At 46.3% G+C, this 13,276-nt stretch carries 11 protein-coding genes; all 11 read right to left on the reverse strand.

Going from position 1 to position 13,276, the window contains the following annotated elements; all coding sequences use genetic code 11:
• Positions 1–195 precede the first annotated feature (195 nt).
• The 11 genes from J2Z28_RS17325 to J2Z28_RS17375 all read right to left on the reverse strand — a co-directional run bounded on the left by J2Z28_RS17325 (position 196) and on the right by J2Z28_RS17375 (position 13,235).
• Complete coding sequence (locus tag J2Z28_RS17325; RefSeq protein ID WP_211083456.1) at positions 196–900, reverse strand: DnaD domain-containing protein; 705 nt, start codon at positions 898–900, stop codon at positions 196–198.
• Positions 901–920: 20 nt separating this feature from the next.
• Entirely contained in the window at positions 921–2,216 is a 1,296-nt protein-coding gene (gene asnS, locus J2Z28_RS17330; RefSeq protein ID WP_211083457.1) for an asparagine--tRNA ligase, read from the reverse strand.
• Between the two features lie 101 nt (positions 2,217–2,317).
• A complete protein-coding gene (locus J2Z28_RS17335; RefSeq protein ID WP_076328411.1) occupies positions 2,318–3,523 on the reverse strand; it encodes an acetate/propionate family kinase in 1,206 nt (401 codons plus the stop codon).
• The gene (locus J2Z28_RS17340) at positions 3,520–4,392 is read right to left on the reverse strand and encodes a 3-hydroxyacyl-CoA dehydrogenase family protein (protein WP_017687750.1); all 873 of its coding nucleotides are present in this window, start codon (positions 4,390–4,392) and stop codon (positions 3,520–3,522) included. Before J2Z28_RS17340 ends, J2Z28_RS17335 begins: the two co-directional genes overlap by 4 nt.
• 133 nt (positions 4,393–4,525) lie before the next feature.
• Positions 4,526–6,028 carry an AAA family ATPase gene (locus J2Z28_RS17345; RefSeq protein ID WP_211083458.1) on the reverse strand — a complete coding sequence of 501 codons (1,503 nt, stop codon included), beginning with the start codon at positions 6,026–6,028 and terminating at the stop codon, positions 4,526–4,528.
• Complete coding sequence (locus J2Z28_RS17350; protein WP_017687748.1) at positions 6,021–6,548, reverse strand: hypothetical protein; 528 nt, start codon at positions 6,546–6,548, stop codon at positions 6,021–6,023. Before J2Z28_RS17350 ends, J2Z28_RS17345 begins: the two co-directional genes overlap by 8 nt.
• A 301-nt stretch (positions 6,549–6,849) precedes the next feature.
• Complete coding sequence (locus J2Z28_RS17355; RefSeq protein ID WP_211083459.1) at positions 6,850–7,380, reverse strand: cell wall elongation regulator TseB-like domain-containing protein; 531 nt, start codon at positions 7,378–7,380, stop codon at positions 6,850–6,852.
• A gap of 37 nt (positions 7,381–7,417) precedes the next feature.
• Positions 7,418–8,725, reverse strand: coding sequence for an amidohydrolase (locus J2Z28_RS17360; RefSeq protein ID WP_211083460.1), 1,308 nt, complete (start codon positions 8,723–8,725; stop codon positions 7,418–7,420).
• On the reverse strand, positions 8,712–9,365 hold the full coding sequence (locus J2Z28_RS17365; RefSeq protein ID WP_076317448.1) for a redox-sensing transcriptional repressor Rex: 654 nt from the start codon (positions 9,363–9,365) through the stop codon (positions 8,712–8,714). Before J2Z28_RS17365 ends, J2Z28_RS17360 begins: the two co-directional genes overlap by 14 nt.
• A 219-nt stretch (positions 9,366–9,584) precedes the next feature.
• The gene (gene dinG, locus J2Z28_RS17370) at positions 9,585–12,446 is read right to left on the reverse strand and encodes an ATP-dependent DNA helicase DinG (protein ID WP_211083461.1); all 2,862 of its coding nucleotides are present in this window, start codon (positions 12,444–12,446) and stop codon (positions 9,585–9,587) included.
• Positions 12,447–12,587: 141 nt separating this feature from the next.
• Entirely contained in the window at positions 12,588–13,235 is a 648-nt protein-coding gene (locus J2Z28_RS17375) for a tetratricopeptide repeat protein (RefSeq protein ID WP_211083462.1), read from the reverse strand.
• Positions 13,236–13,276 lie beyond the last annotated feature (41 nt).

The raw sequence follows: 13,276 nt of genomic DNA on the forward strand, positions 1-13,276 counted from the left end.
ACTCTCCCCTCCTCTCCAATACAATAGACGACAGCTTGTGCGTTAACCCCTGCGTGATCTATCAAATTTTTGTAAAACAAAATGAAATCATTGCCTGAAAGGTTGATGTTGCTGATCACTCATCCAATCTTTAATCCAAAAAAAACAGGCACAGAATGACTTCTGGCCTGTTTCTTGTCCCTGCCTACGCTGGAATTAACGTCCACCATTACGAAACCGCTGCGTGTACGCCTTCGCGTCTTGAACGGTCTTGACACGATTGCGACTCCACTCAAGCAGAATTCGATCGATATACCGGAAATGTACTTTGCCTGCAAAAACCGCTTCCTTCAGAGCCATTAGAATCAGTTCCTCTTGATAACGGTCCTGATCCAACCAGCTGGATATCGTCTCGCACTCCATTGGAGAGAGCGGACGTCCAAATTCTTTTTCAAAGATGGAGAACATGTTCCGTTCTTCCTCTTCTTTTTGAACACTGTTCGAATCTTGACGTGCTGTATTGCTACTCTGCTGCTCCGCACGGAATGCGGCTACTTCTTCAGCAGTGCACGCTGCAAGCTTGGCATATAATCCATGTAAATCATATCGCTCGTACTGGATGTCCCGTTCTTCGTCACGGTGCTCGTCAATAGAAATATACCCATCCCTCATCAGACGTTGCAACATTCTAGCAATGCCTTCAGGTGCAAGTCCCATGCGCGCCGCAAGCTCTTCAAGCGTGGGAAACTCATTGAACTCTGCCTGACGGAACCCTAGCAGTTGAATCAGCAGAAGCACTTCTGCATCTGATAGGCCAAGCTGGTGATAAAAACGTAACAAGGCATACGGCAGATGGGCTGTACCCGAAGTCATGCCATAAGCTGCTCCATCCAACCAAGCTTTGGATGTGGTGTCTTCCATAGACGCTCCTCGGTTAAGCATTAAGGGTACAGACGATAGAGCATACGTGGGAATGCGATTGTTTCACGTACATGATCCAATCCACAGATCCATGCTACCGTCCGCTCCAATCCCAGACCGAAACCGGAGTGAGGAACCGATCCGTATTTACGCAAATCCAGATACCATTGGTAAGCTTCATCTGATAGATTGTGCTCCTCAAAACGTTGTTGCATCAATTCCGGATCATCGATACGCTGCGAACCGCCAATAATCTCTCCGTAGCCTTCTGGTGCGATCATATCCGCACAGAGAACAACTTCAGGACGATTCGGATCTGGTTTCATATAGAATGCCTTGATTCCTGCAGGGTAATGCGTGATAAAGACGGGTGTATTGTACTTCTCAGCAATTGCTGTTTCGTGCGGTGCACCAAAATCTTCTCCCCAAGGAATATCGAAGCCTTGTCCATGCAGGAATTCAATCGCTTCATCATACGTAATACGTGGGAATGGAGCTACGATGCCTTCGAGTTTGGATACGTCACGACCGATAGATTCCAGTTCTGCACGGCAGTTTTTCACTACGGACTGAACGACATGAGCGATAAATTTCTCTTGCACGCGCAGACTTTCCTCGTGATCTACAAATGCCATTTCCGGCTCAATCATCCAGAACTCAATCAAGTGACGACGTGTTTTGGACTTTTCTGCGCGGAATGTTGGACCAAATGAATATACTTTGCCCAGCGCCATAGCTGCGGCTTCCATATACAATTGACCACTTTGTGTCAGATAAGCATCTTCATCAAAGTATTTGATGTGGAACAGGTTCGTTGTTCCTTCCGCAGACGATGGTGTCAAAATCGGAGGATCAACTTGTGTGAATCCGTTACCATCAAAGAACTGCTGAACAGCGCGAATAATCTCTGCACGAATCACCATAACAGCACGTTGCTTCATGGAACGAAGCCACAGATGACGATGGTCCATCAAGAAATCAACACCATGCTCTTTAGGCGTAATTGGATAGTTTTCAGTCAGGTGAATGATCTCAACCCCTGTAACAGTCATCTCGTAACCGGACGCACTGCGAGGTTCTTCACGAATAATACCTGTAACATACAAAGAGCTTTCTTGTGTCAGGCTCTTGGCATTGTTCCAGATCTCTTCACTAACTTCACTTTTCACAACAACCCCTTGGATATATCCGGTTCCATCACGCAACTGTAAAAACTGAATTTTACCGCTGGAACGTTTGTTGTTAATCCAGGCACCGATTGTTACGGTTTCGCCCACATGCTCGTTCACATTACGAATTACACAATTCGTATTCATGCCCATATCTCCCCTTGGTTCCTGAATTTGAAAATGCAGCGGGCAGGCTTATGCCTGTCCTCTGCACTTCCTTGTCATTCTATATTTACTTTACAGTTAGATTACTGAGAATTCAATACGATTCGGTGTGTATCACGTGCAATTACCAATTCTTCGTTAGTTGGCACAACGAGAACTTCCACTTTGGAATTCGCTGTTGTGATCCGGCGTGGTTCGCCAGAACGAATGGCATTCAACGCTTCATCCAGTTCAACACCCAGATAAGTGAGCTGCTCACATACTTTTTGACGAAGTACAACGGAATTCTCACCTACACCAGCCGTAAAGACGATCACATCTACACCGTTCATTGCAGCTGCATATGAGCCGATGTATTTACGCAGACGGTATTCGTACATTTCAAAAGCAAGCGTGGAGTTGGCATCGCCATTCTCCATACCTTCCGTAATCTCACGCATGTCACTGCTGATTCCGGAGATCGCAAGCAATCCACTGTGTTTGTTCAACATGGAGTTCACTTCGCTTACGCTCAGTTCTTCCTTGTTCATTACATAAGGTACGATGGCTGGGTCAAGGTCACCAGAACGCGTTCCCATCATCAGTCCCTCAAGCGGAGTCATACCCATCGATGTATCAACGGATACGCCACCTTGAACTGCTGTTACACTACCGCCGTTACCCACGTGACAAGTGATGATTTTCAGATCCTCCACTGGACGATCCAGATATTCAGCAGCAGCCTTGCTTACGAAATCATGGGAAGTACCATGTGCGCCGTAGCGACGTACTTTATATTTTTTGTAAAGTACACGCGGAATAGCATACAGGTAAGCTTTTTCAGGCATCGTCTGATGGAACGCTGTATCAAAGACCATAACTTGTGGCACACCAGGCATATTTAATTCAGCCGCACGAATACCCATCATTGCTGCAGGGTTATGAAGTGGAGCCAAGTCGAACAAACGACGAATTTCAGCTTTGGCAGCATCATCTACCAATGCAGATTCTTTAAATGCTTCACCACCGTGAACAACGCGGTGTCCAACAGCTTGAATTTCACTTACAGAATCCAGTACACCATTTTCTTTGTGAGTCAAAATATCAATGACTTTACGGATCGCTGTTGTATGCTCCAGAATCTCACTAACTTCTGTAACATCCTCACGGCCTGTCGGTTTGTGTGTCAGAATGGAGGAATCCATTCCGATCCGTTCTACCAAACCTTTAGCCAGTACAGATTCGTCAGTCATATTATACAGTTGATATTTGAGCGAGGAACTCCCCGCATTAATTACGAGTACTTTCACAGTCGGTCACCATCCTTGTCGTACTTGAAGAATCCTTCGCCTGTTTTGGCACCCAGGTGTCCTGCACGCACCATTTTCTTCAGGACTGTAGAAGGACGATATTTCAATTCTCCGAATTCACGGAACATTCTTTCGAGTGCAGCTTCAACAGAATCCAATCCGAAACGGTCAGCCATTTCGAGTGGTCCATGTTGGAAGTTGTATCCGATACGCATTGCATCATCGATATCTTCAGCAGATGCAACACCTTCTTGCAATACATGCAACGCTTCGTTAATCAGCAGGCAGATCAGACGGGAAGTTACGAATCCAGGGGATTCATAAATCATGACTCCTTTTTTGTCCGCTACTTCTTCAACAAAACGTCTGGTCTCTTCGAATGTTGTATCCGAAGTTTTCAGTCCACGAATAATCTCTACAAGATCAACCCGGGATACCGGGTGAATAAAGTGCATACCAATAACACGCTCTGGGTATTTGGTCGAGCTTGCAAGCTCGGTCAAACTCAGCGTGGATGTATTACTTGCCAGAATGACATTGCTTGGGCAAACTTGGTCCAGTTGGCTGAATACTGCTTTTTTCGCATCCAGATCTTCTGAAATTGTCTCAATGACCATGTCGCAAGTTCCAAGTTCAGCTAAATGAGCTACCTTGGTAATACGGGAAAGAATCAATTTCTTCTCCGCTTTTGTAATCGCCCATTTCTCCAGTTGTTTATCCAGATTGGTTTCGATCATGTCATATGCATGATCCAGCTTTTGTGTTGTATGCTCCACGAGAAGCACATCAAGTCCTTTGGCTGCGAGCATCTGGGAAATACCTTGTCCCATCGTTCCGCCGCCGACAACTCCTATTTTTTTGAAAAACATGGTTCTGCTCCATCCTTTCGGTTCTCTATTTCTCTATTGTACCCTGTTCGCCGAAAATTACAAATTTCGACCCAACATATAATAATATCTTAGCACGAGTGAAATGTAAAAAAAAATAACCAGCATAAATAAATTATGCTGGTAGAAGGGCACTGTCACGAAATTGACAACGAAATTGTTCGCCAGACAAAACTTCCTCACGAATCAAGATGTCGAGTGAATTGTCGAAAATTGTCCGTTGCTCTTCAAGCAACTGCTTTGTCTGTTCCATCAGTTCTTGCAGAATTAATTTATTCTCTCGCATCAGTTCCTCGGTTGTGACCATATCCATGTTCACAATCCCAAGTGAAGTCAACCCCGAAGCCATCATCGTCTGCACAACATTGGTTGCCTGATCGAAGTCATTGCGTGACCCTGTGGAACGTCCACCGTAGTACATTTCCTCCGCAGCTGCTCCTCCGAGTGCAATCATAATCTGCTCTTCCAGGAAGCGCTTCGTATAGAGGAACTGTTCCTGTTGCGGGTTATGACGTACATATCCCAGCGCCTGACCACGCGGACTAAGTGCCACCTGACTAACACTGCCTGGACGAACGAGTTCTGCCATAATGGCATGTCCCAATTCATGAATGGCGACCCTTTTCTTCTCTTCCACACTGGACTCACGGTCTGTCTTCTCACCCATCATGACTTTATCAATAGCCAGGGACAGATGCCGCTGTTCGATGTTTAACAGCCCGTCTCGCATGGCGTATATTGCTGCTTCGTTCATCACACTTTCGAGCTGTGCACCGGAGAAACCATACGATTCTTCAGCTGTCTTCTCCAGATTAACTTCCTTCATCAGAGGTTTATTCACCCCATGCAATTCCAGAATATGCTTTCTGCCCTTCTTGTCAGGCAAGTCCACTTGAATGTGGCGGTCAAAACGTCCCGGTCGCGTCAGGGCGCTATCCAGCATCTCTTTACGGTTTGTTGCAGCGATAACAAGGATTCTCGGCGTATCAGAAGAATAGATTCCATCCATCTCCGTCAGGAGCTGATTCAGAGTTTGATCATACTCACGCTGTTGACCACCCTCACGTTTCCCCCCGATGACATCGATTTCATCGATAAAGATAATAGCGTTTTCCTTATTTTCCTTGGTGGCACGGGTTCTCGCGTCCTTGAACAAATCCCGAATTCTGCTGGCACCCACACCAACATACATTTCCACGAACTCACTACCCGATGCTGCTACAAAAATAGAATCGGTGTAATGGGCAGCAGCCTTGGCCATCAACGTTTTCCCTGTCCCTGGAGGGCCCGTCAGCAAAATCCCTTTTAACGGGCGAATCCCGAACTTCCGGATTTCTTCATGTTTGATGAGAAAGTCAAGCGCTTCACGCAATTCCTGCTTCGCACTGTCCTGTCCGCCAATTTCTTCAAAAGTAAGCTTGGAAGGTCCTTTTTTCTTCCGTTTACGTTCCTGTGCAGCGCCTACTGTAATCCCACCACGCATTTGCATCATGAACAGCAAAGCTCCGACAAGCACCGCTGCAATCAGAATTGGAACAATATTAACACCAGTAAAAGCAAGGAAAATAATCAATACGGGAAAAAATCCGATGGCAACTTCTTTTGTCCACTTAGGCATTAGGCCACACTCCTATCTGACCGGGCACACGCGGCAGAATAATAAACTTGCTGGCATCTCCGTCTCTGAGACTGACATATACATTGTTGTCATCCATCGCTGTATTTACCTTAATTCCATTCGTCGCCATCTTTGACAACGTTGGTGTAATCTCGGTATATTGCTTGTTCTCCATCGCCTGAGCTACGGTAAACATCGCATCCCCCCACCAACTCTCCAGTGCTTCACTGGAATGATCCACAACATCCAACTTTAGTGATCGTGTTCCAATCAGGGTCTGTCCTTCTTTGTGAATATATTGTACCAGTCTGCCCAAATCAACATCAGGTTGCAGATCCAGTTTCAATTGTACGTCATTGCGGTTAATAGTTAATTGAACGTCATTGACTCCATCGTACTGGGTAACCATCTTTTCAATCGGATTCTGCACAGCCACCTGACGATATACAAACCAACCTCCAAACAACACAACGGCTGAAATGACGGCAGTTAAAGCAATAGGCAATACTTTTAGCTTCAAGTGAATTACCCCTCCCAGATTTTGGCCCAACCTACTGGCTTATTGGTATATACGAATATGTGCACATTGACTCCTGCGATAATTTCGACAGGTTTATTTGTTTTTGAATGTAACTTTGAGTACATATCTGAGTATATCACATCGTATATACAATTTCGAAGGCGAAAATATGAATAAATTATTAATTTTAACTATTTAAATCAAATATGTTTACAGACAACACAAAGAACCGGTTCAGTCGGATATCCGTCTGCCGGTTCTTTCATTTCTTTAATTCTCTAGCTATGTCGCTCTATTTGTTCTAGCTGTTCGGGAGTGTGTAGACCAGGTCCACCTGTTCTCCATTGCTAAAACGATAAAAGCGATAGTGGTTATGCGTACCGTCTTTATAATACACTTGCCACACATATATTCCATTCACAACTCCGGGCATGATTCGCTTAATCTCGCCGGCAGGAACTTCAGAACTGAAGCGATTGCGTATCTGCGCTTCGGACATGCCATTCTGCAGCAGCTCACTGTGTACAGCGTTTGCACCCGTAGCAGGTTGATTGTTTGCGTCGAACTTAACCCAGACCATAACATCCTGGTTATCCTTGTTTTTGCCGGTCAGGGTCCAGTAGATGTTGTCAGAGCCTTCTTTGTCTCCCCAGATGTACTTACGCAATTCATCATAGGATGTAATGCCCAGTTGCTCCTGTGCTGCTTGTATGGCGAGCGCTTCTTCCTTGCGCTGGTCCTGCGTGACATGGACGTAATAACGCTGAAGTCCAAACAGAATCAGAACCAGTGCAAGCAGCGAAATCCATATCCACTTCTTTTTTTTCTTCAAAAGCCGAACTTCCTTTCCCTATGATGCTGTCCTGCAATTATCGAGCAAGCAGACCATCAAATGCCAATTGAGACTCACGCAAAATGCGCTCTTCATCCAGCGTCAGACATTCGCCATGTTTCACCACTTGTTTCCCATCCACCCATACGTGCTCAACATCTTTGGCAGAAGCCGAGTAGATTGTATGTGAGATCAGGTCTGTATGTGGATAGAAATGTGCCTGTTCAATGTCCAAGGCGATAAAGTCAGCCTTCATGCCGACCTGGAGTGCTCCGGTATTGTTCAAGAAGATGGATTTGGCACCGTATGACGTTCCAAGTAATAACGCTTCGCCTGCTGGCACTGCCGTTGGGTCACCAGATACACCTTTGTGGATCAATGCAGCCAGTCTCATTTCCTCGAACATATCCAGGTTGTTGTTGCTTGCCGGTCCGTCTGTTCCGAGTGACACGGTAACTCCTGCTTTCAGCAACGCAGGTACCCGCGCAACACCGGAAGCGAGTTTCAGGTTACTTCCCGGGTTATGGGATACAGCTACATCATGACGGGCCAGAATCTCAATCTCTTCGTCATTCAGATGCACCGCATGTGCAACCAGGGATGGACGGGAGAAAAAGCCCAGTTTCTCCAGATGTGCCACAGGACGCAGTCCATAATCAGCCACGTTCTGCTCGACTTCACGAAGCGTTTCAGACATATGTGTATGGAGAGGAAGGTTCAGGTCATTCGCGACCTGTACAAGCTTCTCTATGTAGTCAGGAGGACATGTATATGGGGCGTGTGGCGAGATTACGGTTGTAATTCTGCCATCTGCCTGTCCATTCCACTCACGCGCAAACGCAGCCGACTCCTCCAGCTTCCGCAATTGTTCTTCTTCCGAGCACAGCCCGATTACACCACGTGCCAGTGCTGCTCTAACGCCGGATTGCTCCACAACTTTGGCAACTTGATCCATGTGATCGTACATGTCCAGGAACGCTGTAGTTCCGCCTTTCAACATTTCAAGCACCGATAACGAAGTTCCCCAATATACATCTTCTGAAGTCATTTTCGCTTCCATCGGCCACATTTTTTCCTGCAACCATACTTGCAATGCAAGATCGTCTCCGTGCCCTCTGAGCAACGACATCGCTGCATGACCATGCGTATTGATCAGACCCGGCAGGAAGAACAGTCCTTTTCCATCCACTTTGGTACTATTTTTGTCTCCATCCGGCAATGTCTCACCAATATGCACAATCTTGTCATCCTCAACAACCATGTATCCTTGGACAACGTTCCATGTTGTGCCGCCTTCATTAACGGCAAATTTGCCGTTGTGAATTACCCATCTATTTGTTGTCATCTTCCTCGTCGTCCTTTCCAGTCTCCAAGTAATAGGCCAAACTAAGCAGATCCGTTGTAAAGTCAGCATGGTGAATGCGGATATGCGGCGGTGTTTTTAGAATGGTTGGTGCAAAATTAAGGATCGCTTCAATTCCTGATTCAATAAGCTGATCGGCTACATTTTGGGCTTCCGTATCCGGAACCGTGATAATGCCGATGCGAATGTTTTCCATTTTAACCGCTTCCGTCAATTCATCCATTGGTTTTACCGTCAAACTGTTGATTTGACTACCAATCTTCGGTCCATATGCATCAAATACAGCAACAATCTTCATGTTGTCTTTCAGATATGCGTTGTAGTTGGACAAGGCCTGTCCGAGGTTACCCGCGCCTACCAGAGCTACATTAATTTGCTGATCAATTTTGAGAATGTGACGAATTTTCTCGATCAAATAGGATACATCATACCCGATCCCTTTACGACCAAAATCACCGAAGTAAGCCAGGTCTTTACGAATTTGTGCCGGATTCAGATCCAGCCTCTGTCCAAGCTCTTGAGAAGAAACAGTAGCCACCTCACGCTGATGCAACTCGTTCAAATAACGCAAGTAAACAGGCAGACGTCTTACCACTGCTTCCGAAATTTTATCCGATTTCATTCTTGCTCCCCCTTACCAAGGCCACGATAAAATAATAGATGAAAAGATGAGCATTCTGTATAAAACTCAAAGATAAACGTGACATTTTATACAGAATGCTCCTTGTAATTTAGGTTATAAGTTCTTACGTGCAACTGCTTTAATCGGATACGGAAATATCTAATAAAGTTTAACGCCAAACGATAGTGTCATGCAATGATATAACGAACAAAACAACCATTATTTTTGTTCATTAGCAGGTTTTTCCAACCACTCGGTAATTCGTGGAACCATTTGTTCCGTGAGCATATGCTCCATTTTGGGACCAGGTAATGAATATAAAAAGAATTTACCATAATACGCTTCAATCACCCGTGTATCATAAACAATGACAATTCCTCTGTCCTTCGCGGTACGCACCAATCGGCCAAATCCCTGCTTGAAACGAATGACCGCTTGTGGCACGGACAGTTTCATGAACGGATTTTTCTTTTGTTCCTGAAGCAACTCACTCTTGGCTTCCACCAACGGATGATTCGGTGGCTGGAAAGGCAGTCGCACAATAGCGAGACAGGTTAGCGCCTCTCCCGGGATATCTACACCCTCCCAGAAGCTGCTTGTGCCCAGAAGTACCGTTGCTTTGGCATCTTGGAACCTGCGAGTCAACTTGGAGCGGCTCCCACTGTCCACACCTTGCCCCAGCAACGCGATGTCGTTACCAGACAGAGCTTCTTTCAGCGGATCATAGACCTGTCGCAACATCTTGTATGAAGTAAACAGAACCATCATGCGTCCACGCGTGGCAATTGCCGTCTCTGCGAGTGATTGCACCAGCATATTAACAAAGTGCGCATCACCCACACTTCCCTTCACACTCGGGAAATCACGCGGAATCACCAGAAGTGCCTGATCGCGATAGTTGAAAGGTGATGGCAACATCGACGTTAACAGCCGATTATTCTCAGAGGCTTCCTGTAAGCCAAGCTGCTCAATCATGAACTGGAATGACTTATCTACCGAGAGCGTAGCCGATGTAAGCACAACACTTTTCTTTTTGTCAAAAAATAAATCCTTAAGTTGGGCACTGACATCTACAGGTACGGCATACAGCTGGAGAGATTTGCTGCGGAACTGGCCGCTGGCTTCCATCCAGTACACCGTTTTGGCATCATCCATTCGCATGAAGAAACGTAGATTCTCCTTCAATGTGGTCAGATCTTTCAGCAATCCTGTAATGTCCGTGATCAGACTATCCGATTGATAATCATCCTGATCTTCTTTCACCTCAAGCAGCAATTTGTCCCCTTTGCGAACCAAATCGCCCAGAGTCACATAGATCTGGTTCTCCAGATCCTGCAGCTCCTGCCATTTTGCAGGTTTCTGAGATGCTTTTAGACGCAGTGAAAATTGCCCCGTCTCTCCCGGTGAAGCATCACTTCGTTCAGGCAACAGACCGAACAAGGCATCGCTCATACGATCCCACAGCTCCTTAACTTCAAGAGCGAGCGGGAACATCTGATCCACCATGGAGCCCCATTGCACCGAATTTTCATGCCCGGATAACTGCGAACGAAGCATAGGCAGCTGACCATTACGACTGTCTTTAAACAGGCGGGTCAGTGTGTGAACCAAGGTGAAATATTTCATATGCATTCCAAGATGTTTACCAGCGACATCCTCCAGATGATGGGCCTCATCGATCACAAGACTCTCATAAGCTGGCAGCAGCTGATGCGCGGCTTTTACATCCGTAAATAATTTGGAGTGATTGGTGATTACGATATCAGACAACCCGGCCTCATGTTTGGCACGATGGTAGAAACATTTACGGAACCATGGACAGGATCTTCCCAGACATGACTCGGATTCGCTCTGTACCGTCTCCCAGAAGTCCCCTCCGCGTCCGCTAAGGTTAAGTTCCTCATCATCTCCGGTTTCGGTCTGCGTGAGCCAGACGATCATCTGAGCCGCTGTGAAATAATCCTCTTTGGGTGTGGCGAATTCACGTTTATTGATTTTGTGTTCAAATTTGCGCAGGCACAGGTAATGTCCACGTCCTTTGAATACAGCAGCCTTAAACGGGAATGGAACCACTTGAGTCAGCATCGGAATGTCCCGCTCTCTCAATTGCTCCTGCAGGTTGATCGTATGCGTGCTGACCATAACTTTCTGTTCTTGCTTCACACTTTCGTAAATAGCAGGTAACAGATAACCCAGAGATTTACCAGTGCCTGTTCCTGCTTCAATCAAGAGATGTTTCTCTTCATCCAGGGCTTGCCTTACACTGCTGAACATCTGAGTCTGCGCTTCACGCTCTTCGTAATGATCCAGCGTATCCTTCAGGTTCTCTCGAACCTGGTCCATAAACTGTTCGAAGCTTACACCATCGAGGGGGTTAGCCTCCCGCTCATCGCGTGGTGCACCTATATCGGTCCAATCACTTATATTAAGAGCAAGCTGACGATAATAGGTATGTCCGTCCAGATCCTGAATCGGCTCTGCTTCCTTCTCACCGCGCATTCCGTCCAAGAACCAGCCCAAGTCACTGTCTTCTGGTGCAAACAGGTCACTGAGGCGCTGAATCGTTATGAGCGGTAATTCCTTTAACTCATCCAGACACTTGAGCAGCACATAGGCTGTCGCCAGTGCATCACTGTCTGCCTGGTGAGGGCGATCATGTTGAAATCCAAATTCAGAAGACACATAACCGAGTTGATAAGAACCTAATGATGGGAATGTAATCTTCAGAAAATCAATCGTGTCCAGAATGCGGCCAGTGAACGGCAAATAACCGCAACGGTCAAGAGCATTCTGCAAAAAGTGGAAATCAAAAGCGACGTTGTGTCCGACAAGCACCACATCATTAAGCAGCGGAACCATCTCCATCATCATCTCTTCGAGTGAAGGAGCGTCCGCTACATCTTCATCGGTAATACCCGTCAACCCCGAAATAAACGGGGGAATCGGTACACCAGGGTTCACATAAGAACTATATATTTGAGTTATGCTGTAGTCATGATCTATGATGGCAAGTCCGGCCTGTATAATCTCACCGTCGGACTGCGTGCCGGTTGTTTCGAAATCCAATACGGCAAATTTCATTGCAATGTACGGTCCCTTCCATTCCAGTCTATGTTACAGCATAGCAAAAAAAAGGGGATTTGAAAATTAACTGACAAAAAAGCGGTGTCCCCGCCGCTATGCCAAAGGAGGGAACACCGTTTTTTGTCGCCGAATTCCCGCTTAATGAAGGGTCGTCAGCTGATTAGCATATTGCAATTTTCCCCTGTTCAACCTGCAAGCTTCCATGTTGTACAGTGGTTCGGTCAATGTTGGGTCATACTGAAGGGCCTGTGCAAAGAGTGAACATGCAGCTTCGGGATTCGCAAGCTTGACTTGAATACAGCCCAGGGCGTTACATACAAGCCCTTTTAAGCGAGGTGAACCCTTAAGGTACATGATCTGCTGCAAATGTGTCCCGGCTTCCGCCATTTGTTCCAGATTCAGATACGCGAGCGCCAGGTAAAAACGAGTCAATGCACTCTCCGGATGGTCGGTCACAACCCGGGAGAACTGCATGATCGCCTGCGGATACATCTGTAATTTGAAATAGCCCTGACCTCGACTGAAACATTCTAGATGGAGTTCAGGCAGAGCGGTAACAGCTTCCTGTTCCGGTTCAAGGGAAGCAGGCTTATCCATCTCCCGCTCCCTCACCTGGCTCATCTTTTCTTCAAACATCAGCCATTCATCCAGCATTCCGTCACTCATCCGCTTAAGCAAGTTCCACTTTTGCAGCAATTCTTGTTTGTTCAGGCCTTCAGCGGAAGGATAGCTCTTGATAATTCCATCTAACATGTCGTTCATTTCTGCGAAAACATGCTGGAACATCGATGCATCCCCACCCTTGAAAAAATGGATTAGTGCAGTGA

The sequence above is a fragment of the Paenibacillus xylanexedens genome, from assembly GCF_017874615.1.
Taxonomy (GTDB): Bacteria; Bacillota; Bacilli; order Paenibacillales; family Paenibacillaceae; genus Paenibacillus; species Paenibacillus xylanexedens.

Excerpts from the sequence above, each read along its gene's own strand:
- J2Z28_RS17325 (WP_211083456.1), bottom strand. The coding sequence starts at position 900 with ATGGAAGACACCACATCCAAAGCTTGGTTGGATGGAGCAGCTTATGGC.
- J2Z28_RS17340 (WP_017687750.1), bottom strand. The coding sequence starts at position 4,392 with ATGTTTTTCAAAAAAATAGGAGTTGTCGGCGGCGGAACGATGGGACAA.
- asnS (WP_211083457.1), bottom strand. The coding sequence starts at position 2,216 with ATGAATACGAATTGTGTAATTCGTAATGTGAACGAGCATGTGGGCGAA.
- J2Z28_RS17365 (WP_076317448.1), bottom strand. The coding sequence starts at position 9,365 with ATGAAATCGGATAAAATTTCGGAAGCAGTGGTAAGACGTCTGCCTGTT.
- J2Z28_RS17375 (WP_211083462.1), bottom strand. The coding sequence starts at position 13,235 with ATGTTCCAGCATGTTTTCGCAGAAATGAACGACATGTTAGATGGAATT.
- J2Z28_RS17360 (WP_211083460.1), bottom strand. The coding sequence starts at position 8,725 with ATGACAACAAATAGATGGGTAATTCACAACGGCAAATTTGCCGTTAAT.
- dinG (WP_211083461.1), bottom strand. The coding sequence starts at position 12,446 with ATGAAATTTGCCGTATTGGATTTCGAAACAACCGGCACGCAGTCCGAC.
- J2Z28_RS17345 (WP_211083458.1), bottom strand. The coding sequence starts at position 6,028 with ATGCCTAAGTGGACAAAAGAAGTTGCCATCGGATTTTTTCCCGTATTG.